The organism is Rhodoferax sp. GW821-FHT09E07 (assembly GCF_059416145.1).
In genome coordinates this window covers 1-26,407 of record NZ_JBWKOP010000001.1, presented here as the reverse complement: position 1 = coordinate 26,407, position 26,407 = coordinate 1, and the positions used below count along the sequence as shown (strand labels likewise).

The following is a 26,407-nucleotide window of genomic DNA, read 5'->3' as shown; positions in this document are numbered from 1 at the left end:
ACACCGGAGAACCGCCATGCCCCAGACCAGCCTGCAAACCATCAAAGACGAACACGCGGCCTTGCGTGCCATGCTGCAATCCCTGCTGATGATGCTGGACCGCGGACCGGGTGACGAACCCGAGTGTTTTTTCGATGTGCTGCGCGCCATGCTGTTCTACATTGACGAGTTCCCCGAGAAGCTGCACCACCCCAAGGAATCCAACCTGCTGTTCCCCCGCGTCGCGCGGTTGGCCCCGCAAACCATGGAGGTGATCGTGCAGCTGGAAAAGGACCACGCCCACAGCGAAGCCAACGTGCGGGAGCTGCAGCACCTGCTGCTGGCCTGGGAACTGGTGGGGGACAGCCGCCACACGGCCTTTGACACTGCGGTACGCCGCTACGTGGCCGACTACCTGGCCCACATGAAGCTGGAGGAAACCGCCATCCTGCCAGTGGCCCAAACCGTGCTGGCCGAGGCGGATTGGGCCGCGTTGGACGCCGCCTTTGCCATCAACTGCGATCCATTGACCGGCAAGCAGCCGCGCGACCCGGTCTACGACCGCCTGTTCACCCGCATCGTCATGCGCGCCCCCGCCCCCATTGGCGTGGGCGACGCCTGAGCACCGCGCGGCACTAGCGCACCAGCTTGAGCGCCAGCACCTGCTGCGCCACGCAGCGCCCCTGCACCTTGCCCCCCTCAATGCCGCTGCGGAAGTGGATGCCCGCGTACATGCGCGAGATGGCCGCTTCGTCGGCTGCCACGCGGAAGCTGGCAAAGGTGCGCGGCCCCCAACCGCGGTCGTTGTGGGTGTTGTCGGTGAAGGGCTTGTTGGCGCCAAAGGCGGCCTCCAGGATGCCGGCCGCCGCACTCGACTGCACCGAGTGGCCCGAGGGGTATTCGGGAAACGGTGGCGTGTGCATCAGCGTAGGGACCCAGTTGCTGTCGATCACCAGCTGCACATAGGTCACCGGCCGCAACAGGCTCACGGTGTACTTGGTCTTCCAACCCGCAATGAAGGCATCGGCCATGGCCAGATTCAGGCGCACCATGGTTTGGGCCGCCTGGGCCAGGTCCGCCTTTTGCTGCTTGAGCAAGTCGTTGGCAATGTAGACCCAGTGCCCGGCCGGCGTGGGGGTTTTCAGGGGGTCATCCGCCCAGTACAGCGACACTTGGCGCTGCTCTTGCGTGGCCTTGTTGCTGACCTGGTAGACCTCGTTGGCTTCCTTGTAGAAGGCTGAACTTGGGCTCTCAGAATACGGCGGGGGCAGTGGTGCGGCGCAGGCCGTGCTGGCCTTCAGCACAAAGGGGCGTACATCACCCCACCAGGGCAACAGCGCCGGTGCAAACGCCGGGGGCGTGGGCACCCACTGCCCTTCCCCACTGGGCGGCACGTAGTTTTGCTGGCTGCGCCGCAACGGGCCCCAGGCCTCGTGTCCGCCGTCGGTGCGAGCCCAGGTCATGATGGCCATGGCCATGAGCTTGCCAAAGGTTTCCGAGCGGTTGGTGATCTCGGGTGTCACGGTGTTGGGGTCAAAGTCCTGGCTGTACCTGAGCGGCAAGCTGCGCTCCAGCAGGTCAATGCGCGCCTTGTTCTCGGCACTGGCCGTGGGAAACATCATGCGCGTCATCGTCGCCAACGAAGCATTCGCCACGGTGGGCCAGTGCAGCACCTCATCGGGCTGGGCCCAGGGCAGTGACTGCAGCTCATTCAGCTGGCCTGCGAGGCTCTGGTACTGCGGCATGCCGGGCACCACCGACTCGTACAAGGCCAGGCCCATATAGGCAAATGCCCGGGAGGCGACTGGTGGACTGAAACCCGGGGTCTGCTGGGTCAGCAGCAAAGCCAGGCTGAACCATTCAGTGGCCACGCTGGCGCTGTAGGCGCTGGCGGGGCGTGGGGCGGGCGCGGCTTGTTGTGCGTGCAGGGGCAGGCAAGCACATGCCCACACCAGGCACAGGGAGAGCAATCGGGTTTTCATGGGGCTTTCCAGTTCACGAGACCTTGGGGGCTGAGGGTGTAGAAGGCGTCGGCCTTGGCGGGCATCCAGTCGCTCCAGCCACCGTGCGGCCATTGCACGCGCAGTTGCACGGCGCTGGCAGCACCCAGGCCAAAGTGCATCCAGCCCAGGTGGCCGCTGGCGTGGCCACCGCCCACGGTGAGTTCCTGGCGAATCACGCGGGCCGCATCGCCGTCACCCAGCTTCACCTCCACCCAGGCGCCCACCGCATCGCGGTTGCCGTCGGGTTGCTGCAGGCGCAACTGCAGCCAGTGACTGGCCTCGGCAGGCGCGCCGCTGCTGGTTTGGCGCCACACCTGCGCCTTGTCCCAGCGGTTGACCACCAGCACATCCAGCAGGCCGTCGCCATTCAGGTCCACCACCATGCCGCCGCGCCCACGCTTGAAGCTGGCCAGCCCCGCCTGGCTGCCTGCTTCCACAAAGTTGCCATCGGCCTTTTGCAGCAGCAGGTTGTTGGGGTCCAGGGTCGCAAAGTCGGGCATGGTGGACACATTGCCCTTCACGACAAACAGGTCGGTCAGGCCGTCGTTGTTCAGGTCGGCAAACTGTGCATGCCAGGCGGTGCTGGGGTGCACATCACCGCCCACATAGGGCCGGTGCGCGGTGACACCGCGTTTGAAGGCGATGTCGGTGTAGCGTGGCTGGGCCGCGCCAGCCTCCAGCGTCTGCAGCTTGTTGTCGGACATGCTGGTCAAAAACACGTCGGGGTAGCCATCGCCGTTGATGTCGTGGCTGGCAATGCCCATGCCCCAGATCTGCAGCGGTTTCCAGCCCTGGGCGGCGGTGTAGAGCGCGGGGGCCCCGCCAGCGGGCAACTGCCAGAGCTGCTCTTCGCCCCCCTTGTAGTACTCGCGGTCATTGCTCACACGCAGCGCGGCCGTGCCTGAGCGGTTCCAGTCCGAGAACAACATGGACAGCGCGCAGTGGCCCGGTACCAGCGGTGTGGCGGCCTGGTAGCCGCCGCCCTCTTTGGGCCGCAGCAGCAGACCGGGCGTGCAGCTGCCCCACGGAAACTCTGGCTTGCTGCGATCGGTGTAGGTGCCAAAGGCCAGCGTGGGCCAGCGCTGGCCTTGCTCCCAGGTGGCAGAGAATGCGGTGTGCCAGCCATTGCCGGTGTGGATAGACCAGGCGTCATTGGCTTTCTCGAACTTGCACTGGCCCAGGCCTTTAAAGACCTGCACCTCGCCCACGCGCAGCACCACCAGGTCGGTCTGGCCATCGCCGTCAATGTCCAGCGGGTAGGCGCCAATCGCATTGGTCAGCTCCAGGCCGGAGCGCTCTTCCTGCAGCTTCAGTGCACCGCCGCGCGTGCTGCGGTTGCGGTAGAACTTGGCCTTGTTGACCCCCGCCGTGACATACACCTCGGGCAGACCGTCGCCATCGCAATCGAAGGTGGCAACACCGCCGCCCACCATGTACTCGCCCTCCCCTTCAAAGCGGCTTTGCAGGCCGGCGGTGTCGGTCTCTTCCGCGAAACGGGGGATGGGTGGCAGGGGTGCCGGCTCCACGGCATACACCTGCAGCATGAGGTACAGCCCAAGCAGCAACAGGCCCGGTTGGGCACGCGAACGAAGTGGCAGGAATTTCACATAAGGCCTTGTGCAAAAGAAACGTCAGATAGCGAATTTAATAAATTCGACCAAAAAACTAAGTCGGGTTTACACCAATGTCTTTGAAGACCCACACCGGGACAATGATCACCAACCCCGCAGCGGCCAGGCCCGTGCGGCACATAAAAGTTGGAGACACGGACATGAAGTTGAGGACCCAGATCATTGCGTTTGGCCTGGTGGGCACCTGCTTGACAGTGGTGGTGGGCGGCATGGGCCTGCTGTCGGCACGGCGCATGGACACCACGGTGCAAAGCACTGCGGTGGCCTCCAGCGCCATGGAAGCCAAGGAGGCCTTGAGTCGCATGCACATTGCGATCCGCAGCGACGGCCAACTCGCCCTGTTCGGTGCACAACAAAAGAGCCCGGAACGCATCACCGAAGCGGAAAAGAACCTCAAGGACCACATCGACCAACTCAACCAGGCCCTCACCAAACTCAAAGGCCTGGCAGTGGACGAGACCACGCAAAAAGCATTGGCGACCCTGGAGCCCCTGTTGGCCCAGTACATCGAGATGGCCAACCTGACGGTCGACTCCACGAAGATCGACATTGGCATGGCGGAGAACAAGCTGGGTGGGCTGCAGAACACCTATGGCGAAATTGACCAGCCACTGACCGACCTGGCCAAACTCATCGAAGCGCAGGCCCAGGCGGTGGCACAGGACGCACAACAGCGCGTGAAACAGACCACCCTGGCGATTGGACTGGCGGTGGCCGTGGCAGCGCTCACCATGACGCTGGCCGCCCTGCTGCTGGCGCAGCACATGACACGGCCCATGGCCCACGCGGTGAGCGTGGCTGCCCAACTGGCAGACGGCAACCTGACCACCACCATCACGCCCAGCGGCAACCACGAGACCGTGCAGATGCTGGAGTCCATGCAGAGGATGCTGGGCAGTTTTCAGACCATCGTGCGCAATGTGAAACACAACGCGCAAGCCGTGGAAGACGCCAGCACCGAAATCGCCCAGGGCAACAACGACCTCTCCGAGCGCACCGAGCAACAGGCCAATGCGCTGCAGGAAACCACCTCGTCGGTAGAGACGTTGAACGAAGCAGTGCGGCACAACGCCGACTCGGCCCAGCAAGCCAACCAGATGGCCATGAGTGCCGCCAGTGTGGCCCACCAGGGCGGAACGGTGGTCGGCCAGGTGGTGGAGACCATGCGCGGCATCAATGAGTCGTCACGCAAGATTGCGGACATCATCAGCGTCATCGACGGTATTGCCTTCCAGACCAACATCCTGGCCCTCAACGCCGCAGTGGAAGCCGCCCGCGCAGGCGAACAGGGTCGCGGATTTGCAGTCGTGGCCAGCGAAGTGCGCAGCTTGGCCAGCCGCAGTGCCGAGGCAGCCAAGCAAATCAAACACCTGATTTCCACCAGTGTGGAGCGTGTGGAACAAGGCACGCGCCAGGTGGACCAGGCCGGAGCCACCATGGCCGAAGTGGTGCAAGCCATTGGCCGCGTCACCGGCATCATGCAGGAGATGAGCAGCGCCAGCAGCGCACAGTCGTCGGTCGTGGCGCAGGTGCGCGACGCCATTTCCCAGTTAGACCGCGTGACCCAGCAAAACGCCGCACTGGTGGAAGAGATCGCCGCATCGGCCGTGGGCCTGCGCAACCAGGCGGGTGAGATGGTGCTGGCCACCACAGCGTTCCGCCTGGATGACATCGCCACCCCGCCACGGTCCGGTGAGTTGGCCCTGCTGGATTCTCCTGATTCCGTTGTCCACGTTTTGTCGTGACAATTTTGTTTTATGAATGAACTATTTAAGACGTCTTGCACACGTCAAAAGGAATACACCGTGCGTATCAACCGTAGAGTGATGGTGAGTGGCCTGCTGGCCGCAATGGCCGACCTGCCCACAGCCCATGCGCAGCAACAGAAGACCGACGTGGGGCTGTCCATGCCCACCCTGGCCCTGCAGCGCTGGGTGGTCGATGGATTGGCGCTGGTGCGCTCGCTCGACAAGCTGGGGTATTCCTCGGAATTGCAGTTTGCCAACAACGAGGTGCCGACCCAGATTGCGCAGATCGACGGCATGCTGCAAAAGGGCGCCAAGCTGCTGATCGTCGCCCCCATCGACGGCAGCACCTTGGGGCCTATCCTGAAGAAGGCGGCGGAACAGAAAGTCAAGGTCATCTCCTACGACCGCCTGATCCGCAACACCCCCCATATTGACTACTACGCCACCTTTGACAATTTCCAGGTGGGCGTGCAGCAGGGCACGGAGATCGTGAAGCGCCTCAAGCTGGAGGAGGCCAAGGGCCCCTTCCACATCGAGCTGTTCGGCGGTTCACCGGACGACAACAACGCCTTTTTCTTCTACGACGGCGCCCTGTCAGTGCTCAAGCCCTATCTGGACAAGGGGCAGCTGGTCATCGGGTCGGGGCAGACAGGCATGGACACCGTGTCTACCAAGGCCTGGAACGGCGCCACGGCGCGCCTGCGCTTCGAGAAGATCCTGGACAAGTTCTATTCCAAGCAAAGGCTTTACGCGGTGCTGTCGCCCAATGACGGCATTGCCATCGAGCTGTTGGCCGCGCTCAAGAAGGCAGGTTACGGCGCGGGTGGAATCCCCCTGCCCATCGTGAGCGGGCAGGATGCAGACTTGCAATCGGTGCGCTCCATCATTCGCCAGGAGCAGGCCTTCACCATCTTCAAGGACACGCGCGAGCTGGCACAGGTCACGGCCACCATGGCCCAAGCCATCCTGACCAACAAGAAGCCGCAAATCAATGACGAGAAGACCTACAACAACGGCGAAAAAGTGATCCAGTCCTACCTGCTCAAACCTATGGTGGTGGACATCAACAACTGGCGCGAGGCCCTGGTGACATCGGGCTATTACAAGGACTACCTGTTCCGCTAGGTCAGCACGGTGCGGGATCGGCACCGTCACGACTATATTGTTCGATCAACAAACTATGTCGGGTTTTCACTAATAGAATTCGCCCCATTCCTGCAGACAATTAGTTTGTCGCTCTAACTAACAAAGTCCCCAAAAGGCCAGGTAGCAGCGATGACTCTCACGAGCCTCACACAACCCCAAGGCCTCACATTGGCCACTATCCGGAGACAAGAATGAAACTGAAGACAACCCTGACAGCCTTTGCCCTGAGCATGGCAGCCGCTGGCGCATTCGCCCAAGTCGTGGGCGTGAGCTGGTCCAACTTCCAGGAAGAACGCTGGAAGACCGACGAAGCCGCCATCAAGGCCCAGTTGGCCAAAACAGGGGCCAGCTACATCAGCGCCGACGCGGGCGGCTCTCCTGAAAAACAACTGGCTGACATCGACAGCCTGATCGCCAAGGGTGCCAAGGCCCTCATCGTGCTGGCCATGGACAAGGACGCCATCCTGCCCGCCGTGAACAAAGCTGCCCAGCAAAAGATTCCCGTGGTGGCCTATGACCGTCTGATCGAAGCCCCGGGCGTCTTCTACATCACCTTCGACAACGTGGAAGTGGGCCGCATGCAAGCCCGTGCCATTCTGGCCGCCAAGCCAAAGGGCAACTACGTGATGATCAAGGGCTCTCCCACCGACCCCAACGCCGACTTCCTGCGTGGTGGCCAGCAAGAGATCATTGACGCCGCTGTGAAGAAGGGCGACATCAAGATCGTGGGCGAGGAATACACCGACGGCTGGAAGCCCGAAGTGGCGCAGAAGAACATGGAACAGATCATCACCAAGACCGGCGGCAAGATTGACGCCGTGGTGGCTTCCAACGACGGTACGGCCGGTGGTGTGGTCGCTGCGCTTACCGCCAAGGGCATCAAGGGTATCCCCGTGTCCGGCCAGGATGGTGACCACGCTGCGCTGAACCGCGTGGCCCTGGGCAGCCAAACCGTGTCGGTATGGAAAGACGCCCGTGACCTGGGCCGTGATGCTGCTGCTGCTGCCGTGGCACTGGCTAATGGCAAGAAAGTGGCTGGCGCTACCACCTGGAGCGGCGGTGCCAAGAAGGTTCCTCTGGAAGCCCAATTCCTGAAGCCTATCCCTGTAACCGCTGCCAACCTGGACCTGGTGGTCAAGGCTGGTTGGATCAAGAAGGAAGACCTGTGCAAGGGTGTGGATGCTGCCAAGGGACCTGCAGCTTGCAAGTAATTCACACTTCGGTCTGAGTCAGTTGTAGCCCTTGAACCGCGGGCTGGGGTCGGCCCGCGGTTTTTTTATGTCCTGCGGAGAACGCATGTGAATCCCGTTTTGAATTCGCTCAAACAGGCGGCCATTGACTGGCGCCTGGTGATGATGGGCACGGTACTGGCAGCCATTGCCATCGTGTTCAACATCCTGTCCGGCGGACTGTTTCTGTCCCCCGAAAACCTCTACAACATCGCCCAGCAAACTGCCGTGGTCGGCATTGTGGCGACCGTGGTGGTGCTCATCATCGTGGCTCGCCATATCGACCTTTCAGTGGGCTCCGTCATGGGTTTTGTGGGTGTGCTGATTGCCACCCTGATGTACACGGGGGGCTGGCACTGGGTATCGGCCTCGCTGGTCGGTCTGGCTGTGGCCATCGCCGTGTCGCTGTACCAAGGTGCGCTGACCGCCAAGCTGGGCGTGCCCTCCTTCGTCGTTACGCTGGGCGGCCTGATGTCCTTCCGCGGCGCGGCTTTCCTGGTTGCCGATGGCAAAACACAGCCCGTCAACGACGCCTTTTTCCAACGCCTGGGTGGCGGTTTTGACGGCGCCATAGGCGTGAGCGCAAGTTGGCTGCTGGCCGGTGTGATCGTGCTGGCCTTGATGGCACAGATGTGGGCCAAACGCCGCGCCAAGGCTTCCTACGACGTACCCAACAACCCGCTGTGGCTGGACGCAGCCATCGTGCTGGTGCCCGTGGTCATCGTGCTGGCCTTTGTGGCCTCTATGAATGCCTACCAGCTGCCCAGCAAGGACGTTCCGCAAGGCGTTCCAATTCCCGTACTCATCTGGGGCGCTGTGGCCCTCGTGCTGTCCTTCATCGTGCACCGCACACGCTTTGGCCGCTATGTGTTTGCCATGGGCGGCAACCCAGAGGCTGCCGCTCTGGTGGGTATTCCCGTGCGCCGCGTGACGCTGATGCTGTTTGCGCTGATGGGCGTACTGATTACCATCGCCGCCATGGTGTCTATTGCCCGCCTGAACGCCGGCACCAACTCGCTGGGTACCAGCATGGAGTTGTACGTGATTGCCGCTGCCGTGATCGGCGGCACCGCACTGGCCGGTGGCAGCGGTTCGATCCTCGGCTCCGTCCTGGGGGCTCTCATCATGCAAAGCATCGACAGCGGCATGCTGCTGCTCGACGTGTCCATTGGGGTGCGCTACGTGATCATCGGCCAGGTGCTGATTGCTGCGGTGGTGTTTGATGTGATTTACCGCCGCCTGACAGGAGACACCGTATGAGCGCCGTGAATGCAAAGCCCGCGCTGGTCGAGATGCGCAACATCGGCAAGTCCTTTGGCGGTGTGCACGCCGTGGACGACGTGAGCGTCAACCTGTACCCCGGCGAGGTGGTGGCCCTGCTGGGCCACAACGGTGCGGGCAAGTCCACGCTCATGAAGATGCTGGCCGGGGCCTACCCCATCGACAGCGGGGAGGTGCTCATCAATGGCGAGAAAGCAAACATCCGCACACCTGTGGATGCCCAACGCTGCGGCATCGAATCGATTTACCAGACGCTGGCGCTGGCCGACAACCTGGACGCTGTGGCCAACCTGTTTCTCGGGCGCGAACTGCTGACCCGCTGGAACACGCTGGATGACCACCGCATGGACGCCGACGCCCGCAAGGTATTCCATCGCCTCAACAAGAACTTCAAAAACGTGCGTACACCGGTGCGTCGCCTCTCGGGTGGGCAACGTCAGGTAGTGGCGATTTCGCGCGCTATCTACTTCAACGCCAAGATCCTCATCATGGACGAGCCGACCGCCGCATTGGGCCCGGAAGAGACCGCGATGGTAGGCAACCTGGTGCGCCAGCTCAAAGCCGAAGGCGTGGGGATTTTCCTCATCACCCATGACATGCCCGACGTTTTTGGCCTCAGCGACAGGCTGGCGGTGATGAAAAACGGCAAATTGGTGGGAAGTTATCGCACCAGTGACGTGAATGAGGACGAAGTTCTTGGCATGATCATCGCTGGCAAACAACCAGAAGGCAAAGCGCAGACTCACAACCTGTAAGCCCTGCGCCCCTCCCCACCATGAAAACCACCGGCGACCAACAACTTGTCAAACGCATCAACCGCAGCGTCCTGCTGCGGCTATTGCGCAGCCAGAGCGGGCTCTCCCGCGCCCAACTGGCCAACGAGAGTGGACTGACCAAGTCCACGGTCAGCCTGCTGGTGCGGGAACTCATTGACGAAGGCTGGCTGACCGAGAACGACGTGACCACGGCCCAGGGCCTGGGCCGCCCGTCCACCCCGCTGCAGATCGACGGCCGCACCCGCGGCATGATCGGCGTGGAAGTGGCGGTGGAGGCCCTGCGTGTGGTGGGTGTCTCGCTCACCGGCCAGGTGCTCTGCGCGTTAGAGGAGCCGCTTACCGGCACCCAGGTAGAAGACGTATGCCGGCAGGCGGCGCGTCTGGTGGCGCGCACGCGCACGCAACTGAAGCGGCGCGGCGTGCAGCTCTCGGGTGTGGGCGTGGGCCTGCCCGGTGCATTTGACGAAGCCACCGGCATGCTGCGCTTTGCACCCAACCTGGGCTGGCGCAATGTGGACTTCGTGCCCCTGATCACCCAGGCTCTGGCCCAGGCTGGCGTACCCCCGGTGCCCGTGCATGTGCAGAACGAAGCTGACACTGCGGCACTCAGCGAATACGAGTTTTCCGAAGGCGACGCCAAGGACTCCCTCATTTTTGTGACCTGCGGCGTCGGTGTGGGTGCGGGCATTGTGCTCAATGACCGCCTGTTCACCGGCATCCAGGGCATGGCCGGCGAAATCGGCCACAGCATTCTGCAAATCGACGGGCCGCTGTGTTCCTGCGGCCGCAAGGGCTGTGCCGAGACTTTTTTTGGCGCCCGCACACTGGGCAAACTGAAGCAACCCACCCAAGGCGGCCACTACCTGGGGGTGGTACTGCAAAACCTGTGGACCACCTTCAACCCCAGCTTGCTGGTGGTGGGCGGCCCCTCGTGCGAGCAGTATCCCGGCATTGTGGAAGTGGCGAAGGCCACGCTGCAAACCTATGCCGACAGCGCCGGCATGGCAGCGCCCACCGTGCGCACCGCGCGCTTTGGCCTGCTGGCCTCCGCCGTGGGAGCTGCGGCGCTGGTGTTGCACCACGACCTGCGCCCCATGCACACCCGCGCGCCCGTGCCGACGCCCCCAACCGGCGACGCAACTGAAACGACCTCCGTTACCACCACTGAAACTGCATAACCATGTTTATCGGCATTGACATTGGCACCTCCGAAGTGAAGGTGCTGCTTCTGGCCACCGACCACACCGTGGTCGGCTCGGCCGGCACGGCCCTCACCGTGCAGCGCCCGCACCCGGGCCACAGCGAACAGAACCCGCACGACTGGTGGGCTGCCACCCAGTCAGCCCTGGCCCAGCTGCGTACGGCCTACCCCAAGGAATATGCGGCTGCTCAGGCCATTGGCCTGTCAGGCCAGATGCACGGCGCCGTGCTGCTGGACGCGCAGGACCAGGTGCTGCGCCCCGCCATTTTGTGGAACGACACGCGCTGCGCCATCGAGTGCAACGAGATGATGGCCGAGCTGCCCACGCTGACCGACCTGGCCGGCAGCTTGGCTATGCCAGGATTTACCGCACCCAAGCTACGCTGGGTGGCCAAGCATGAGCCCACCATCTTCCAGCAAGTGGCCAAGGTGCTGCTGCCCAAGGACTATGTGCGCCTGAAGCTGACCGGCGAGTACGTGAGCGACATGTCGGACGCCAGCGGCACACTGTGGCTGGATGTGCAAAGACGCACCTGGTCGGACGCATTGCTGGGCCTGACCGGCCTGACGCAGGCCCACATGCCGCGCCTGGTGGAGGGCAGCGAACCCGGCGGCTACCTGAAAGCCGATGTGGCCCAGGCCCTGGGCCTGCCCGCAGGCATCGTGGTGGCCGGTGGCGCCGGAGACAACGCGGCCAGCGCCGTGGGCATGGGCGCGGTGGATGCGGGCCAAGGCTTTTTGTCGCTAGGCACCAGCGGCGTGCTGTTTGTTGTCACGCCCAGCTACCAGCCCAACGCTGCCAGTGCCACACATGCGTTTTGCCACGCCGTCCCTGGTCGCTGGCACCAAATGAGCGTAATGCTCTCGGCCGCAAGTTCACTCCAATGGGTGACCGACCTGCTGGGTGCGCCCAATGCTGGCGTGGTCGCTGGCAAAGCTGCTGAGTTGTCGCTAGCCGACCGCGCAGCCGCTCCCCTGTTTTTGCCCTACCTGGGTGGCGAACGCACGCCGCACAACGACGCCCATGTGCGCGGCAGCTTTCACCAACTGAGCTTTGACACTGACGCCGCCCGCTTGGGCTACGCCGTGATCGAAGGCGTGACCTTTGGCCTCAAGGACGGCCTGGCCGCGCTGAATGCCGCTGGCAGCAGCGTGAAACGCTTGTCCCTGGTAGGCGGCGGCGCACGCAGTGCCTTCTGGGCGCAACAACTGGCCAGTGCGTTGGATGCCGAAGTCGTCACCCATGGCAGCTCCGCCGTGGGCGGCGCCCTGGGTGCCGCACGCCTGGGTTGGCTGGCCACCGGTGCTGCGCAAGCCCCCGTGTGTCTGAGCCCTGAGGTGGAAGCCAGCTACCACCCCAACGCCGCAGAACAAGACCTGCTGGCTGCGCGCTACGCGCACTTCCGCAGCCTGTACCGCCCCACTTGAAATACCAGGTCCCACGGGACCACGACCCTCTATTTAATTCGATCACACAACTAAACAAGGACGCCTCCATGAGCACTTATTTCTCCAACGTCTCCCCCATCGCCTATGAAGGCCCCAACTCCAGCAACCCGCTGTCGTTCAAGTGGTATGACAAAGACCGCATCGTGCTGGGCAAGCGCATGGAAGAACAACTGCGCTTTGCGGTTTGCTACTGGCACAGCTTCTGCTGGAATGGCCTGGACCCGTTTGGTGGCGACACCTTCCAGCGCCCCTGGCAGCACATGGCTGACCCCATGGCAGCGGCCAAGGCCAAGGCCGATGTAGCGTTCGAATTTTTCAGCAAGCTGGGCGCGCCCTACTACTGCTTCCACGACCGCGACATCGCCCCCGAAGGCGCCACCCCACGCGAGAGCGTGAACAACTTTCGCGAGATGGTCGAGGTGCTGGGCAACAAGCAAGCCCAAACCGGCATGAAACTGCTGTGGGGCACGGCCAACCTGTTCAGCCATCGCCGCTTCATGTCGGGCGCGGCCACCAACCCCAATCCCGAAATTTTTGCCCTGGGTGCGCTGCAAGTGAAAGAAGCCATGGACGCCACCCTGAAACTGGGCGGCGCCAACTACGTGCTGTGGGGCGGCCGCGAGGGCTATGAGACCTTGCTGAACACCCGCATCGGCCACGAACTGGACCAGATGGGTCGCTTCCTCAACATGGTGGTGGAGTACAAGCACAAGATTGGCTTCAAGGGCACCATCTTGCTCGAACCCAAGCCTCGCGAACCCTCCAAGCACCAGTACGACTTTGACAGCGCCACGGTGTACGGTTTCCTGTGCCGCTACGGCCTGGAAAAAGAGATCAAGGTCAACATCGAAGCCAACCACGCCACGCTAGCCGGCCACAGTTTCGAGCACGAAATCGCCACCGCGGTGGACCTGGGTATCTTTGGCTCCATCGACATGAACCGCGGCGACATGCAATGCGCTTGGGACACCGACCAGTTCCCCAACAGCATCCCCGAGACAGCGCTGGCCATGTACACCATCATGCAAGGTGGCGGCTTCGTCAACGGCGGCGTGAACTTTGATGCCAAGGTGCGCCGCCAGTCCATCGACCCCGAAGACATGTTCTACGGCCACATTGGCGGCATGGACGTGACCGCCCGCGCACTGCTGATCGCAGAAAAGATGATCACCGAAGGCAAGCTGTCCAAGCTGGTGGACGACCGCTATGCAGGCTGGAAAACCCCGTTTGGCCAAAGCGTGCTGGACGGCAAGATGAGCCTGGACGCCGTAGCTGCTCACGTGGTGGGCCACAACACCGACACGATGCCCGTGTCGGGACGGCAGGAGCATTTGGAGAACCTGCTGAATAGCTATATCTGATCAGCGCCAGACGCAATAAAGACCCCAGGGGCTCGCGCCCACTGGGGTTTTTTATTAAATAAGCCTACAGCCCCCGTGAAATATTAATAGTTAGCTATTAAATACATAGCAACACCAACCGCAAAACCAGATTCTCGCCCTGGACCATCTCACGGTGTGCGTTCAACATGAATACTGTCTGAGTTCAGTCTTTTGAAGAAATAAAAAGCGCCGGGCTCCCAGTGAGGGACAACCCGGCGCTTTGGTTTTTCGGCTTCTGAATTACGCGTCCAGACGCACACCTGTCGTAGTGCCAAACCAGTTGACGTTGGCGGCGCTAACTTCCAGGCCTACCTGGTCCCCGGCTTTCCACTGGCTCTTGGGGGCGGTACGCACGGTCACATCGCCAGCGGCCGTCTTCACCACCACATAGGTGTCGGCACCTGTGGGTTCCACCACCATGACCTCGCCGCGCCAGGAGGCGTCGGACACCAGGTGCACGTGCTCGGGGCGTACGCCCAGTGTGGCATCACCCACAGCGGGAGTGGCCAGTTGCAAAGCGCTTCCGTTGAAGACAAAGCGGCCTTGCGCACCAGGCACTTCCACATGGCCCTTGATCAGGTTCATGGTGGGGGAGCCGATGAAGCTGGCCACATAGGTGTTGGCCGGGCGGCTATAGATATCGTCGGGCGTGCCGATTTGCTGCAGGATGCCGTCCTTCATGACCGCGATGCGGCTGCCCAGCGTCATGGCTTCGATCTGGTCGTGCGTCACGTACACGCTGGTAATACCGCTCACTTGGTGCAGGCGCTTGATTTCGGCGCGCATTTCAACGCGCAGCTTGGCGTCCAGGTTGGAGAGCGGTTCGTCAAACAAGAAGAGTTGGGGGTCGCGTGCCAGGGCGCGGCCCATGGCCACACGCTGACGCTGACCGCCTGACAGCTGCGCGGGGCGGCGGTCCAGCAAGTGTTCGATTTGCAGCATGGCGGCCACTTCGGCGATGCGCTTCTTGCGCTCTTCGAGTGGTACCTTGCGCATTTCCAGCGCGAAGCCGATGTTGTCGGCCACGCTCATGGTGGGGTACAGCGCGTAGCTCTGGAACACCATGGCAATGTCGCGCTGTGCGGGGGCCACGCCCACCACGTTCTTGCCGGCAATGCGCAGTTCACCTTCGGAGGGTTCTTCCAGGCCCGCAATGATGTTGAGTAGCGTGGACTTGCCGCAACCCGAAGGGCCAACCAAGATCAGGAACTCGCCGGGAGCAACGTCAATTTCGATTTTCTTGAGAACTTCGACGGCTTTTTCACCTTTGCCGAAAACTTTGCGGATGCCTGCGATTTGGAGAGAAGCTGCCATTTTTTATCCTTTCACCGCGCCGGCGGTGAGACCTTTCACAAAATATTGACCTGCGAGTACGTAGACCAGCATGGTGGGGAGACCGGCAATCACGGCCGCAGCCATGTCGACGTTGTAGCTCTTGACGCTGCTTGAGGTGTTGGCCATGTTGTTCAGGCCAACGGTGATGGGTTTGCTGTCCGCGCCGCTGAAGGCCACACCGAACAGGAAGTCGTTCCAGATGTTGGTGAACTGCCAGATCAGCGTCACCATCAGGATGGGCGTGGACATGGGCACCACGATGCGGAAAAAGATGCGCCAGAAGCCGGCACCGTCAATGCGCGCGGCGTTGACCAGCTCACGCGGGATGGCCGTGTAGTAGTTGCGGAAAAACAGTGTGGTACCAGCCAAACCTGCAATGCAATGCACCAGGATCAGGCCACCCAGGGAGCTGGACAAGCCCAGGAAACCCAGCACCTGGCTCATGGGCAAGAGCACAACCTGGAAGGGCATGAATACACCAAACAGCATGAAGCCGAACAGCACCTCGCTGCCCTTGAACTTCCACATCGACAGCACGTAGCCATTGATGGCGCCCCAGGCAGTGGAGATCAGCACGGCGGGAACGGCCATGATGATGGAGTTCACAAAGTACGGCTGCAGGCCGCGGCAGTCCACACCGGTACAGGCGGTGGACCAGGCCAGTTTCCAGGACTCGAAGTTCAGGCTGTTGGGCAGGCTCAACAGGTTGCCGGAGCGGATTTGCTCGGCGTCCTTGAACGAGGTGGCCAGCATCACGTAGAGCGGCGCGAGGAAGAAGAAAGCGGCGATCAGCAGAACGCCGTAGATCAGGATGCGGGGGAGATTTTTGGACAACATAAATTTGCGATCGTGAATTAGCGGTCGTGGGGTTTGGAGCGCAATTCGCTGTAGAGGTAGGGCACCACAATGGCGGCCACGGTGGCCAACATCATGGTGGCGCTGGCTGCGCCCAGGCCGATCTGGCCGCGGGTGAAGCTCATGGTGTACATGAAGGTGGCGGGCACATCAGACGCGAAGCCAGGGCCGCCAGAGGTCAGTGCCATCACCAGGTCAAAACTCTTGATGGACAGGTGCGACAGCACCAGCACAGTGGAGAACACCACGGGGCGCAGGATGGGCAAAATGATGCGCCAATAAATGCGGGGCAGCGAGGCCCCATCGATCTGGGCGGCCTTGATGATGCTGTCATCAATGCCGCGCAGGCCGGCCAGCGACAAGGCCATGGCAAAGCCGGCGGACTGCCAGATACCGGCGATCACCACGCAGTAGATGGCGGTTTCAGATTGCACCAGCCAGTCAAAGTGAAAGCTGCTCCAGCCTAGGTCGTGCATGAGCTTTTCCAGGCCCAGGCTGGGATTCAAGATCCATTTCCAGGCGGTGCCCGTCACGATGAACGACAGCGCCATGGGGTACAGATACACCGTGCGCAGCACGCCTTCAAAGCGGATTTTCTGGTCCAGAAAAATCGCCAGGCCCATACCCAGCACCATGGAGCCACCCACGTACAGCACACTGAATATGCCCAGATTCTTCAGCGCAATGAGCCAGCGGTCCATCTCCCACAGGCGCGCGTATTGCTCAAGCCCCACAAATTCTTCGTAATTGGGCAGCATGCGTGAGCCGGTGACCGACAGTACGCCGTTCCAGATCATGAAGCCGTAGATGAACGCAAAGCCGAGCACGAAGCCCGGTGCGATCACCAGCTTGGGGAGTACATTTTCAAAAGTTTTCATACGTTCTATTTCTGCTTGGGAGAGTTCAGCGCTACCAGTTTGCCCACGGTGTCATTGACCGTGGCTTTGTCGTTGTTCCAGAAATCCGTCACCACCGTGCGCATAGCCGCTTGGTTGGCAGACGAAAGCGCCATACCGTGTGCCACCGAGGGAACCAGGGTTCCGGCATTCGAGGTGGCTACAAAGTCTTTGCTCGAAGTCTTGGCGCATTCGTCAAATTTGTCCATGGACATGCCCAACCGCACGGGGATAGAGCCCTTGCGCAGGTTGAATTTCTCCTGGAATTTCTCGCCCATGAGCAGGTAGGCCAGATACCCCTGGGCCTTTTGTGCTTCCCAGCTCTTGAGCTGGAACATGGCAAAGGAGTCCACGTTGAAGGTGTAGGCCTTGTCAGTGCCGGGGGCTGCAGAGCAAGTGAAGTCCTTGCCTGGGACTTGGCCTGCGGCCAGGAACTCGCCCTTGGCCCAGTCGCCCATGAATTGGAAGCCCGCCTTGCCGTTGATGACCAGTTCGGTAGTCACATTCCAGTCGCGGCCCGGCGATTTGTCGTCGGTGTAGCTCTTGATGCGGCGGAACACTTCGAGAGACTTGCGCATCTCATCGCTGGCCAAGGCTGCACGGTCCAGTTTGACCAGTGCTTTGTCGTAGAAGGCTGCGCCGCCCACGCCCAGCACCACGGACTCGAACACCGTGAAGTCCTGCCAATCCTGCCCACCATGGGCCACGGGGATAAAGCCGGCCGCCTTGATCTTGTCGGCAGCGGCAAAGAATTCGTCATAGGTTTTGGGCAGAGACGCCACGCCGGCTTTTTTCAGCACGGCTGAGTTGGCCCACAACCAGTTCACCCGGTGCACGTTCACCGGCACGGCCACGTAGCGGCCTTTGTACTTCATCTGGTCTGCCACCACCTTGGGCAGCACCTCGTCCCACTTCTCAAAGGAGGCCATGGCGTCCAGGTTGGTCAGCACATTGAGCTCGGCCCACTCCTGAATGGCGGGGCCCTTGATGTTGGCCGCCGCGGGGGCATTGCCCGCCAGCACGCGCTGCTTGAGCACAGCCATGGCGTTTTGTCCGCCACCACCGGTCACCGTGAAGTCCTTCCAGGTATGGCCACGGTCAGCCATCATGCCTTTGAGTTCGGCCACCGATTTGGCCTCGCCGCCAGACGTCCAGTAGTGGAGCACCTCCACCTCGCCAGCCCACAGGCTCGCACCAGCACACATGGCCAACCCGGCCATCAGGCAACGCAAAGAGGAATGGATAGACATGATGAGGAACCTTCAGGAACCGGAATTTAAAACAGCCCCACCCCCGGCCGGGGATGGGGCTCTTTGAGACCGCTGACGCTTGCGCGTCAGTAAGACTTACTTGGTCTGAGCAGCCTTGGCGATGTTGGCAATGCCGTCAGCCACCGAGATCTTGTCGTCGTTCCAGAACTGGGACACGGCATCCTTGATCGCGCCTTCAGCAGCTGGCTTGATGGCCATGCCGTGGGCAACGGAAGGAACCAGACCACCGGTCTTGGCGGTGTCGACGAAGTCCTTGGCAGAAGCCTTGGCGCAATCGTCAAACTTGTCCATCTTCATGCCCAAACGCACAGGGATGGATCCCTTGTTCAAGTTGAAAACTTCCTGGAACTCGGTGCCCATGATGGAAGCAGCCAGGTCAGCCTGGGCCTTTTGGGCGCCAGCGTCCTTCAGCTTGAACATGGCAAACGAGTCCACGTTGAAGGTGTAAGCCTTGTCGGTGCCAGGAGCAGCAGCGCAGATGTAGTCCTTGCCGGGAACCTTGCCAGCAGCAGTGAATTCGCCCTTGGCCCAATCACCCATGAACTGGAATGCTGCGTCGCCCTTGATAACCATGGCAGTTGCCAGGTTCCAGTCGCGGCCGGGAGCGGCTGCGTCGGTGTAGCTCTTGACCTTGCGGAAGGTTTCCAGAGACTTCTTCATGGTGTCGCTGGTCAGCGCCTTCTGATCCAGGTGCACCAGAGCGTCCGTGTAGAACTTGGCACCGCCCACACCCAACACCACCGATTCAAAGGTGGTGAAGTCTTGCCAGTTTTGGCCACCGTGTGCCACGGGGATCAGGCCAGCCTTCTTGACAGCGTCAGCAGCCTTGAAAAATTCGTCCCAAGTCTTGGGAGTGGACTTCACGCCGGCTTTGTCCAGCACAGCCTTGTTGGCCCACATCCAGTTCACGCGGTGCACGTTCACGGGAGCAGCGACGTAGTTGCCCTTGTACTTCATCACGTCGGCAACAACCTTGGGCAGCAGAGCGTCCCAGTTTTCGGCTTTGGCAGTTGCGTCCAGGTTGGCCAACACGCCTTCGGTTGCCCATTCCTGAATGCCAGGGCCCTTGATCTGGGCAGCTGCGGGGGGATTGCCGCTCACAACACGGCTCTTCAGCACGGTGGCTGCGTTGTCGCCGCCGCCGCCAGCCACTGCAAAGTCTTTCCAGACGTGGCCCTTGGCTTGCATGATCTTCTTCAGTTCAGCAACCGACTTGGCTTCGCCGCCGGATGTCCAGTAGTGCAGGACTTCCACTTCACCAGCCACAGCGGCCGAACCAGCAACCACGAGTGCCACTGCGGTGGCGAGTTTAGAAAGCTTCAACATCTTGTCTCCAAAAAAGTTTTGTCTTCGCAGCCCGTTGTCTTAGAGAGGGCCAGAAGCAACGTTGCATTCGAACCAGCACCATGCCAGTTCGAATTAATTAATTTTTAATTAATTCTTAACGTTCAACTACTAGGAGTTTCCCTAGGGCGCCTCAAATCAAGGCGCTAGATGTAGTCGCTCAACTGCCGCTTAGCCCACCACCAGAGCCAGGGCCGCGTAGTCCCCCACCTTCTCGCCCAAACCGGCGGGCACGATTTCGACGTTGTTGGTCAGGGCGGGCAGCTTGCCCTTGAGGTAGTTTTGCAGCTTGGGCAGCAGGTAGTCGCGGTTATGCCAGAACACACTGCCGCCCACGCTGATGCGCTGCAGGTCCAGCGTGGCAACCATGTTGAACAGGGTCCGCCCCATCACCTCGCACAAACCGTCCACAATGGCCACAGCCCTCGCATCGCCTGCGCGAGCAGCTACAAAAAGCGTAGCAGCATCGGTGAAACCGTCATGACCGAAACGGCGCGGGATGGCGTTACCCGCCACCAGCCCCTCCACGTCTCCCACAAGTCCACAGCCGCACAGGGCGTCGTCATTGCTGATGACAAAGGTGTGGCCAGCATGGCCGGCATTGCCGTTCTTGCCGCGCAGGATGTGTCCGTCCACACACAGGCCCATGCCGATGCCGGTGCTCCAGGTCACGTAGGCACAGTGATCCAGCCCCTGCAGCGCGCCCCAGCGGCGTTCGGCCTCCAAGGCACCAACACCGTCGTTCTCCACGCGCACATTGGGAAAAGCGGCGTTTAGCGGCGCCTCCAGCAGGGCCGTATTCCAGTCATTGGGCAGGCCCCGTGCCTTGCCGGCCAGCCCACCGCAAATGTTGGGGCCTGCCAGCTCGACCATGCCTTGGTTGATCACGAAGGGGCCGCAAGTAGCCACACCCACGGCAGAAATGTCTGCTACGGGAACACCGGCCAGCGCACAGCTCTCGCCAATCATGCGGATGATTTGCACCGCCAGCGCGTCGTTATTGCCTTCTTTGCAGGTCGGCTCGGACACCTTGCCCCTCACACCGTTGGTGTCGGCCACATTGACGGCAACCTTGGTGCCCCCAATATCCACGCAGGCCACTGGGGCCGCGCCCGCAGGCAGTTTCACAAAGAGTTCTGAAGTGCTTGTTTGCATGGCTGTCTCGCTCAAAAAAATCAGGGGTGACCAAGGCCGAAGGCGGGTCGTCGTGCGGCCGCCGATCACAGTGTTAACCATTCATTACAGCGGGCGGCTGATACTACCTTGCAAGCCCCCTCACCTGTTACAGACCCGTTACCGAAGGCCGCCCCTTCCTCACAGGCGGTGCGTTTTATCGCCCCGGGAAAAGCCCAGTAGCGGTAGATCCACACCGCGGCCCAGGGCGATGACCTTGAAAAACTCGCCCATCTCGTGCTCCACGATCAGCTTCTGCGCCGCCACGCGGTCTGGCAGGGCCGCTTCCTGCATGGACTCGACCAAACCACAGTTGATCAGAAAATGGGCCTGGCTGGTATAGCCCAACACGTCCAGACCTGCATCCTGTGCGGCCACCGCTATACCGGTGAAGTTCACATGCGCGGTGATGTCTTTGAGGCCCACCTCCAACAGCGGCTCGCTGTCGGCCTGATGCGCCCTGTGGCACATCACGGTGCCCATGTGGCGCTGCACATGGTAGTACTCACTCTCAGGAAAACCATAGTCCAGTAACAACGCGACCCCAAGCTCCAGACGGTCCGCCAGGGTCCGAACAAAGGCTTCGCCTTGTGGGTGTATCTCAGTCAGGTAATCATGTTCGCCGTCGATCTCCACCGGTGGTCGCAATGCGGTGGGGCGGTCGCTCCATTGCAAACTCCCCTGCTCCACGACCACGCCGCGCTCATGCCAGGTGCCGCCTTTGCGCACCAGCAGTTGTACCGGCATGGCGTCCAGCACCTCATTGCCCACCACCACGCCGCGCATGGAAGGTGGCAACTCGGTGGCCCACACCACCTTGTCTCCATAGGCCGCCAGAGCGACGCGTTGCCGCTCCTTGAGCGAATCGGACAAATCCACAATGGTGTAACGCTGCGCCTTGTCACCCAGTGCGCCCAGCAGTTGCAGCGCCAGCGCGCCGGTGCCAGCGCCAAACTCCCACACCTCGTCAGTACCCGTGGCCTCCAGCACCTGCGCTACCTGGCGAGCCAGCGCCTGGCCAAACAGAGGCGTCATTTCAGGTGCGGTCACAAAGTCGCTGCCCGCCCCGGTTACGCCCTCGGTGCCTCGCAGGCCCTGCGGCATCTGGCCAAATTTGGACAACCCGTTTGCGTAGTAGCCCAGCCCCGGCGTATAGAGGGCCTGGCCCATAAACGCGTCAAAACCCTGCCAACCGCCGGCTTTTTCAATGGCATCCGCGATAATTCGGGTCAGGCTGGCCGGAATGCTTTCGGCAGTGAACATGAACAACGGTCTCGTGTTTGGTAAAGCCAAGGATTATCTTGCCCCCGCATCCCACCCCGCTCAAGGACTATTTGGTGCTTAAACGCGTACTCATCACTGGCGGCGCCCATCGCCTGGGCGCGCTGCTCTGCGCCCAGTTTGCCCAGGCCGGCTGGGAAGTGTGGTGCCACTACCAACGCAGCGCCGAGGCCGCAGAGGCCTTGTGCGCCAATCTGCGCACCCAGGGCCACGAGGCGCACGCGATCCATGCGGACCTCGCCCAAGAAGACAGCCGCCGCGCGATGGTGGAGCAGATCGCTGCAAAGTCCGGCCCGCTGCACTGCCTGGTGAACAATGCGTCCAGCTTTGAGCCCGACAGCGGCCAGGCCATGGATGTGGACGGTGCGCGTCAACAAATCGAAGTGAATCTGCTGGCACCCCTGTCGCTGTCCAGCCTGATGGCCCAAACCGCGAGCGACGAGCCCTCCGGCGCGCGCAGCATCATCCATGTGCTGGACCAAAAGGTATTCAACCTGAACCCGGACTATTTTTCGTACACCGTCACCAAGCTGGCGCTGGAGCGCGCCGTGGCCTTGCAAGCGCAGGCGTTGGCGCCTGCCATCCGCGTGTGCGGCGTGGCGCCGGGACTGATGTTCTTGAGCGGCCCGCAAACCGAGGACAACTTTGACCAGGCCTCCCGCGTCAACCTGTTGCGCACACCGCTGGATCCCAAACAGGTGGCTAGCACCTGCGTGTTCCTGGCGCAGAACCCTGCCATCAATGGCGTGACCATTGCGGTGGACAACGGCCAGCATCTGGTGCCGCTGGCCCGCGACGTGATGTTCGTAGTGCAGGACGGCAAAGGACAGTCCGCATGAGCACGGGTATTTTCGACACCCTGGCCTTGGAGTGCCGCCGCCTGTTTCTGCGCGACCACGTGGCGCCGGTGCAGATTGGCGCGCATGATTTTGAAAAAGGCGTGACCCAACGCCTGGTGTTCAACGTGGAATTGTTTGTGCCTTTTGCCAGCAGCACGCCCAAGGCGGACAAGCTGGATGAAGTAGTGGACTACGACTTTGTGCGCGAAGTCATTGCCGCACGCGTGGGCCAAGGACACATAGAGCTGCAGGAAACCTTGTGCGATGAACTGACAACCCAGTTGCTCGCCCACCCGCAGGTGCGCGCCGTGCGCCTCTCTACCCAAAAACCGGACGTATACCCCGACTGTGCGGGCGTGGGCGTCGAAGTATTCCGCATGAAAGGCATGAACGCATGAAGGCCAGTACCGGTCACCAAACCCTGACCCTCACGGGCCTGCGCTTTGACGCCAACCTGGGCATTCTGGAATCGGAAAAAACCGCACCTCAGCCCATCCAAGTAGACGCCGAACTGAGCCTGGGTACCCAACCCTTGCTGCCGCATGACGATGACATCAACCATGTGCTGGACTACCGCAAGGTGCGCCAAATCATCATTGCCGAGTGCACGGCTGAGCACGTGAACCTGCTGGAAACGCTGATTGGCAAACTGGCAAACCGCCTGATGCAGCTACCAGGTGTACTGGGCGTGCGCGTAAAAATAGCCAAACTGGAAATTTTTGAAGATTGTGAAGTGGCCATCCGCATGGAAACTGGCCAGTGGTGAGCGCAAACGGCGCAATGGAGAACGATATGAGTGCAGTGTGGGTTGAAGACGAAACCATGGACAAGGCAGAAGCTGCCGAGACAGGGAGCCGCCAAAAAGAACTGAAGATCGAGCGCGAAACGCACAAACTCGAGAAACGCCTGTGCCGCCAGGTGGGCCAGGCCATCATGGACTTCAACATGATCGAGGAAGGCGACCGCGTGATGGTCTGCATGTCCGGCGGCAAGGACAGCTACGGCATGCTCGACATCCTGCTGAAGATGCAGCAGCGTGCGCCCATCGACTTCAAGATCGTGGCCGTCAACCTGGACCAAAAACAGCCTGGATTTCCCGACCATATCCTGCCTGAATACCTGGCCAAGCTGGGCGTGGAGTTCCACATCGAGACGCAGGACACCTACTCCATCGTCAAGAAAAACATCCCCGAAGGCAAGACCATGTGCAGCCTGTGCAGTCGCCTGCGCCGCGGCATTTTGTACAACGTGGCACGCAAGCTCGGCTGCAACAAACTGGCACTGGGTCACCACCGCGATGACATGTTGCAGACCTTCTTCCTGAACATGTTCTTCGGCGGCAAGCTCAAGGGCATGCCGCCCAAGCTGGCCAGCGACAACGGTGAATTCATCGTTATCCGCCCGCTGGCCTACGTAGCCGAAAAAGACCTGATCCGTTGGGCAGCACACCGACAGTTCCCCATCATTCCCTGCACCCTCTGCGGTAGCCAAACTAATCTGCAGCGCGTGCAGATCGGCAACATGCTGCGCGACTGGGAAAAGCAGTACCCCGGCCGCGCGGAGACCATGTTCACCGCCCTGCAGAACGTGGTGCCCTCGCATTTGATGGACCACACCAAATACGACTTCAAGAACATCCAGACCACCGGCGTCGCTGACGAGGATGGCGACAAGGCATTTGATGCCGAGGAATTTCCGGCGCCTGCCTTACCTGGGCTGTCGGGGTTGCCTGGTTTGCAAGTGCTCAGTATGTAGAAGGAACACACATGCGACTGCGCATCGCGCTCTTCCGTTTTGCACTCGTCTGCATGGCCTTGCTGCTGGCCGGCTGCGCCACCTCGCGCATGATCGACAGCGATGTGCAGAGCTTTGTCGGTACTGCGCCTGCAGTTACCGGCGCCAGCTTCCGGTTCGAGCGTCTGCCATCGCAGGCGGCCAGCAGCGTGCAGGACCGCATCGAAGCGATGACCGCCGAGGCGATGGAGCGTGTGGGGCTGCACCGCAGCGACACCGCCCCACGTTACGTGGTGCAGGTAAGCGTGGGCTCTGAAGGCATGCCCAACCCCTATGCGCGTCCGCCGCGCTACGGTCTCGTACTGGGTACCAATGGCCTGTGGTACGAGCGCCCCGTGCTGGACCTAGACCCGCCCTGGATACGCCACCGCGTGCACCTGTTGCTGCGCGACAGCGCCAGTGGCCAGGCTGCCTACGAGACATCCGCCGTGTTTGAAGGCCCTTGGGGCGACACCTTGAACCTGCTGCCCCCCATGCTGGAAGCCGCACTCCAAAACTACCCACAAGCCGGCACTTACAAAGTGGTGGTGGAACTTCCCGCACCGGGCAAAGGTGCACGCTGATGGCAGCCACCCGCATCATTGCCGTGCGCCACGGCGAAACCGCCTGGAATGTGGACACCCGCATCCAGGGTCAGCTGGATATTGGCCTCAATGACCGCGGCCTGTGGCAGGCAGAGCGGGTGGGCTTAGCTCTGGCCGACGAGGCCATCGATCGTGTGTACAGCAGTGACCTGTCCCGCGCACACGCCACGGCCCAGGCAATCGCCAGCCGCGCGGCCCATCCGCAAGCCCGCGAGGTGCATTTGCATCCAGGCCTGCGCGAACGTGGCTTTGGGCGCTTTGAAGGCCAGACCTGGGCTGCCATTGCGGAACAATGGCCCGAAGAATCCCGCCGCTGGAAACAGCGCGATCCGCACTTTGCCCCACCCGGCGGAGAGACGCCGTTGCAGTTGCTGGATCGGGTGTCGCGCACGGTGAATGAGATCGCCGCCCGGCACATGGGCGAGCACATTGTGCTGGTCGCCCACGGGGGGGTGATGGACATGCTGTACCGCCTGGCCACCCGCCAGGAATTGCATGCCCCCCGCACCTGGGAGCTGGGCAATACGGCCATCAACCGCCTGCTGTGGACCCCCGACGCCCTGACGCTGGTCGGCTGGGCCGATACCCGGCATCTGGACGAGAACGCACTGGACGAATCCAGCACCTGAAGGACTAAGGAGGGAGTACAGGCATGGGCCATTACTTGATGCACGCGGCTTCGGTCCCCTGGCAGGATCAGTTGCTCTACGCGGCCTTGATCGTGGCGGCCATCGCCCTGCTGTTTGTCGTGTTCTGGTGGCGCAGACGCGCCGCACGGCCTGCGCACGGAGACTTCGCGGCACTCGTCAAGCAGGCCGATGTAGCGCAAGCATTGGCGGCACAGGACGCCAGCCCGCTGGACGACGCGGCACAGGCCTGGCAAGACACCCACCAAACCGTGAAAAAGCTGCAATCCGGCGTAGAGCGCGCCTTGGCGCTGGTCTTTGCTTTGCTCTCCGGCCTGCTCTTTTTCATCAGCACCATGGCAGTACTGAGCTTTGCCTGGGACTTCCCCAACATCGCCTGGGGCACGTTGCTGTTCTTTGCCGTGCTGGCAGGCGTCAGCGGCTGGTTCACACGGGCACAGTGGCGCGATTTCCGCGCTAAATAGTCAGCCCGCTACGCGGCGCCCCTCTCGAAAACCCGCATTGACAATAACCGATCCATAGGGGGCCTTTCTGCAATATCAAGTCCTTATTATTGCCAATTT

General features: G+C 61.6%; 25 protein-coding genes. 16 read left to right on the top strand and 9 right to left on the bottom strand.

The features are described 5' to 3' along the window. The first annotated feature begins 16 nt into the window (after positions 1–16). Positions 17–601, top strand: coding sequence for a hemerythrin domain-containing protein (locus AC07OE_RS00125; RefSeq protein ID WP_495068536.1), 585 nt, complete (start codon positions 17–19; stop codon positions 599–601). A 13-nt stretch (positions 602–614) separates the two neighbouring features. On the opposite strand, the gene AC07OE_RS00120 is transcribed toward AC07OE_RS00125, so the two are convergent. Then, positions 615–1,961 carry a vanadium-dependent haloperoxidase gene (locus AC07OE_RS00120; RefSeq protein WP_495068535.1) on the bottom strand — a complete coding sequence of 449 codons (1,347 nt, stop codon included), beginning with the start codon at positions 1,959–1,961 and terminating at the stop codon, positions 615–617. Continuing rightward, positions 1,958–3,589 carry a CRTAC1 family protein gene (locus AC07OE_RS00115; protein ID WP_495068534.1) on the bottom strand — a complete coding sequence of 544 codons (1,632 nt, stop codon included), beginning with the start codon at positions 3,587–3,589 and terminating at the stop codon, positions 1,958–1,960. Before AC07OE_RS00115 ends, AC07OE_RS00120 begins: the two co-directional genes overlap by 4 nt. A 164-nt stretch (positions 3,590–3,753) precedes the next feature. Here AC07OE_RS00115 and AC07OE_RS00110 point away from each other — a divergent pair, with 164 nt between their 5' ends. The 8 genes from AC07OE_RS00110 (at position 3,754) to xylA (ending at position 13,804) form a co-directional block, all read left to right on the top strand. Next, positions 3,754–5,358: a methyl-accepting chemotaxis protein gene (locus AC07OE_RS00110; protein WP_495068533.1), complete on the top strand. Its 1,605-nt coding sequence runs from the start codon at positions 3,754–3,756 to the stop codon at positions 5,356–5,358. Between the two features lie 81 nt (positions 5,359–5,439). Beyond that, positions 5,440–6,486 carry a multiple monosaccharide ABC transporter substrate-binding protein gene (gene chvE, locus AC07OE_RS00105; RefSeq protein ID WP_495069117.1) on the top strand — a complete coding sequence of 349 codons (1,047 nt, stop codon included), beginning with the start codon at positions 5,440–5,442 and terminating at the stop codon, positions 6,484–6,486. A gap of 212 nt (positions 6,487–6,698) precedes the next feature. Beyond that, positions 6,699–7,718, top strand: coding sequence for a D-xylose ABC transporter substrate-binding protein (gene xylF, locus AC07OE_RS00100; protein WP_495068532.1), 1,020 nt, complete (start codon positions 6,699–6,701; stop codon positions 7,716–7,718). A gap of 141 nt (positions 7,719–7,859) precedes the next feature. Next, positions 7,860–8,996 carry a sugar ABC transporter permease gene (locus AC07OE_RS00095; RefSeq protein WP_495069116.1) on the top strand — a complete coding sequence of 379 codons (1,137 nt, stop codon included), beginning with the start codon at positions 7,860–7,862 and terminating at the stop codon, positions 8,994–8,996. Further along, positions 8,993–9,772 carry an ATP-binding cassette domain-containing protein gene (locus tag AC07OE_RS00090; protein ID WP_495068531.1) on the top strand — a complete coding sequence of 260 codons (780 nt, stop codon included), beginning with the start codon at positions 8,993–8,995 and terminating at the stop codon, positions 9,770–9,772. Before AC07OE_RS00095 ends, AC07OE_RS00090 begins: the two co-directional genes overlap by 4 nt. Before the next feature lie 20 nt (positions 9,773–9,792). After that, entirely contained in the window at positions 9,793–10,971 is a 1,179-nt protein-coding gene (locus AC07OE_RS00085; protein ID WP_495068530.1) for an ROK family transcriptional regulator, read from the top strand. Between the two features lie 2 nt (positions 10,972–10,973). Then, entirely contained in the window at positions 10,974–12,422 is a 1,449-nt protein-coding gene (gene xylB / locus AC07OE_RS00080; protein ID WP_495068529.1) for a xylulokinase, read from the top strand. Positions 12,423–12,490: 68 nt separating this feature from the next. Beyond that, positions 12,491–13,804, top strand: coding sequence for a xylose isomerase (xylA, locus tag AC07OE_RS00075; protein WP_495068528.1), 1,314 nt, complete (start codon positions 12,491–12,493; stop codon positions 13,802–13,804). A gap of 261 nt (positions 13,805–14,065) precedes the next feature. Here xylA and AC07OE_RS00070 read toward each other — a convergent pair whose 3' ends face one another. The 7 genes from AC07OE_RS00070 to AC07OE_RS00040 form a co-directional block, all read right to left on the bottom strand. Next, complete coding sequence (locus tag AC07OE_RS00070; RefSeq protein ID WP_495068527.1) at positions 14,066–15,139, bottom strand: ABC transporter ATP-binding protein; 1,074 nt, start codon at positions 15,137–15,139, stop codon at positions 14,066–14,068. Between the two features lie 3 nt (positions 15,140–15,142). After that, positions 15,143–15,997: a carbohydrate ABC transporter permease gene (locus AC07OE_RS00065; RefSeq protein WP_495068526.1), complete on the bottom strand. Its 855-nt coding sequence runs from the start codon at positions 15,995–15,997 to the stop codon at positions 15,143–15,145. Positions 15,998–16,014: 17 nt separating this feature from the next. Then, positions 16,015–16,893: a carbohydrate ABC transporter permease gene (locus AC07OE_RS00060; protein ID WP_495068525.1), complete on the bottom strand. Its 879-nt coding sequence runs from the start codon at positions 16,891–16,893 to the stop codon at positions 16,015–16,017. Positions 16,894–16,898: 5 nt separating this feature from the next. Further along, positions 16,899–18,161, bottom strand: a complete 1,263-nt coding sequence (locus AC07OE_RS00055) for an ABC transporter substrate-binding protein (protein ID WP_495068524.1) — start codon at positions 18,159–18,161, stop codon at positions 16,899–16,901. Positions 18,162–18,257: 96 nt separating this feature from the next. Continuing rightward, a complete protein-coding gene (locus AC07OE_RS00050; RefSeq protein ID WP_495068523.1) occupies positions 18,258–19,508 on the bottom strand; it encodes an ABC transporter substrate-binding protein in 1,251 nt (416 codons plus the stop codon). Between the two features lie 189 nt (positions 19,509–19,697). Then, positions 19,698–20,681, bottom strand: coding sequence for an ROK family protein (locus AC07OE_RS00045; protein ID WP_495068522.1), 984 nt, complete (start codon positions 20,679–20,681; stop codon positions 19,698–19,700). A 159-nt stretch (positions 20,682–20,840) separates the two neighbouring features. Further along, positions 20,841–21,962, bottom strand: a complete 1,122-nt coding sequence (locus AC07OE_RS00040) for a class I SAM-dependent methyltransferase (protein ID WP_495068521.1) — start codon at positions 21,960–21,962, stop codon at positions 20,841–20,843. A gap of 38 nt (positions 21,963–22,000) precedes the next feature. Between AC07OE_RS00040 and AC07OE_RS00035 the strand changes: the two genes are divergently transcribed. The 7 genes from AC07OE_RS00035 to AC07OE_RS00005 are packed head-to-tail and all read left to right on the top strand — an operon-like array spanning position 22,001 to position 26,308. Further along, positions 22,001–22,819, top strand: a complete 819-nt coding sequence (locus AC07OE_RS00035) for an SDR family NAD(P)-dependent oxidoreductase (RefSeq protein ID WP_495068520.1) — start codon at positions 22,001–22,003, stop codon at positions 22,817–22,819. Continuing rightward, complete coding sequence (locus tag AC07OE_RS00030) at positions 22,816–23,217, top strand: dihydroneopterin aldolase (RefSeq protein ID WP_495068519.1); 402 nt, start codon at positions 22,816–22,818, stop codon at positions 23,215–23,217. Before AC07OE_RS00035 ends, AC07OE_RS00030 begins: the two co-directional genes overlap by 4 nt. Beyond that, positions 23,214–23,585 (top strand): dihydroneopterin aldolase, encoded by a 372-nt coding sequence (locus AC07OE_RS00025; RefSeq protein WP_495068518.1) that lies wholly within the window; start codon positions 23,214–23,216, stop codon positions 23,583–23,585. The genes AC07OE_RS00030 and AC07OE_RS00025 overlap by 4 nt, the downstream gene beginning before the upstream one ends. A gap of 26 nt (positions 23,586–23,611) precedes the next feature. After that, the gene (ttcA, locus tag AC07OE_RS00020) at positions 23,612–24,574 is read left to right on the top strand and encodes a tRNA 2-thiocytidine(32) synthetase TtcA (protein ID WP_495068517.1); all 963 of its coding nucleotides are present in this window, start codon (positions 23,612–23,614) and stop codon (positions 24,572–24,574) included. Between the two features lie 11 nt (positions 24,575–24,585). Further along, positions 24,586–25,176: a DUF4136 domain-containing protein gene (locus tag AC07OE_RS00015; protein WP_495068516.1), complete on the top strand. Its 591-nt coding sequence runs from the start codon at positions 24,586–24,588 to the stop codon at positions 25,174–25,176. Then, a complete protein-coding gene (locus AC07OE_RS00010) occupies positions 25,176–25,826 on the top strand; it encodes a histidine phosphatase family protein (RefSeq protein WP_495068515.1) in 651 nt (216 codons plus the stop codon). Before AC07OE_RS00015 ends, AC07OE_RS00010 begins: the two co-directional genes overlap by 1 nt. 23 nt (positions 25,827–25,849) lie before the next feature. Beyond that, entirely contained in the window at positions 25,850–26,308 is a 459-nt protein-coding gene (locus AC07OE_RS00005; RefSeq protein WP_495068514.1) for a hypothetical protein, read from the top strand. Positions 26,309–26,407: the final 99 nt, after the last annotated feature.

Excerpts from the sequence above, each read along its gene's own strand:
- AC07OE_RS00125 (WP_495068536.1), top strand. The coding sequence starts at position 17 with ATGCCCCAGACCAGCCTGCAAACCATCAAAGACGAACACGCGGCCTTG.
- AC07OE_RS00120 (WP_495068535.1), bottom strand. The coding sequence starts at position 1,961 with ATGAAAACCCGATTGCTCTCCCTGTGCCTGGTGTGGGCATGTGCTTGC.
- AC07OE_RS00110 (WP_495068533.1), top strand. The coding sequence starts at position 3,754 with ATGAAGTTGAGGACCCAGATCATTGCGTTTGGCCTGGTGGGCACCTGC.
- chvE (WP_495069117.1), top strand. The coding sequence starts at position 5,440 with ATGGTGAGTGGCCTGCTGGCCGCAATGGCCGACCTGCCCACAGCCCAT.
- xylF (WP_495068532.1), top strand. The coding sequence starts at position 6,699 with ATGAAACTGAAGACAACCCTGACAGCCTTTGCCCTGAGCATGGCAGCC.
- AC07OE_RS00095 (WP_495069116.1), top strand. The coding sequence starts at position 7,860 with ATGATGGGCACGGTACTGGCAGCCATTGCCATCGTGTTCAACATCCTG.
- AC07OE_RS00090 (WP_495068531.1), top strand. The coding sequence starts at position 8,993 with ATGAGCGCCGTGAATGCAAAGCCCGCGCTGGTCGAGATGCGCAACATC.
- AC07OE_RS00085 (WP_495068530.1), top strand. The coding sequence starts at position 9,793 with ATGAAAACCACCGGCGACCAACAACTTGTCAAACGCATCAACCGCAGC.
- xylB (WP_495068529.1), top strand. The coding sequence starts at position 10,974 with ATGTTTATCGGCATTGACATTGGCACCTCCGAAGTGAAGGTGCTGCTT.
- xylA (WP_495068528.1), top strand. The coding sequence starts at position 12,491 with ATGAGCACTTATTTCTCCAACGTCTCCCCCATCGCCTATGAAGGCCCC.
- AC07OE_RS00070 (WP_495068527.1), bottom strand. The coding sequence starts at position 15,139 with ATGGCAGCTTCTCTCCAAATCGCAGGCATCCGCAAAGTTTTCGGCAAA.
- AC07OE_RS00065 (WP_495068526.1), bottom strand. The coding sequence starts at position 15,997 with ATGTTGTCCAAAAATCTCCCCCGCATCCTGATCTACGGCGTTCTGCTG.
- AC07OE_RS00060 (WP_495068525.1), bottom strand. The coding sequence starts at position 16,893 with ATGAAAACTTTTGAAAATGTACTCCCCAAGCTGGTGATCGCACCGGGC.
- AC07OE_RS00055 (WP_495068524.1), bottom strand. The coding sequence starts at position 18,161 with ATGTCTATCCATTCCTCTTTGCGTTGCCTGATGGCCGGGTTGGCCATG.
- AC07OE_RS00050 (WP_495068523.1), bottom strand. The coding sequence starts at position 19,508 with ATGTTGAAGCTTTCTAAACTCGCCACCGCAGTGGCACTCGTGGTTGCT.
- AC07OE_RS00045 (WP_495068522.1), bottom strand. The coding sequence starts at position 20,681 with ATGCAAACAAGCACTTCAGAACTCTTTGTGAAACTGCCTGCGGGCGCG.
- AC07OE_RS00040 (WP_495068521.1), bottom strand. The coding sequence starts at position 21,962 with ATGTTCACTGCCGAAAGCATTCCGGCCAGCCTGACCCGAATTATCGCG.
- AC07OE_RS00030 (WP_495068519.1), top strand. The coding sequence starts at position 22,816 with ATGAGCACGGGTATTTTCGACACCCTGGCCTTGGAGTGCCGCCGCCTG.
- AC07OE_RS00025 (WP_495068518.1), top strand. The coding sequence starts at position 23,214 with ATGAAGGCCAGTACCGGTCACCAAACCCTGACCCTCACGGGCCTGCGC.
- ttcA (WP_495068517.1), top strand. The coding sequence starts at position 23,612 with ATGAGTGCAGTGTGGGTTGAAGACGAAACCATGGACAAGGCAGAAGCT.
- AC07OE_RS00015 (WP_495068516.1), top strand. The coding sequence starts at position 24,586 with ATGCGACTGCGCATCGCGCTCTTCCGTTTTGCACTCGTCTGCATGGCC.
- AC07OE_RS00010 (WP_495068515.1), top strand. The coding sequence starts at position 25,176 with ATGGCAGCCACCCGCATCATTGCCGTGCGCCACGGCGAAACCGCCTGG.
- AC07OE_RS00005 (WP_495068514.1), top strand. The coding sequence starts at position 25,850 with ATGGGCCATTACTTGATGCACGCGGCTTCGGTCCCCTGGCAGGATCAG.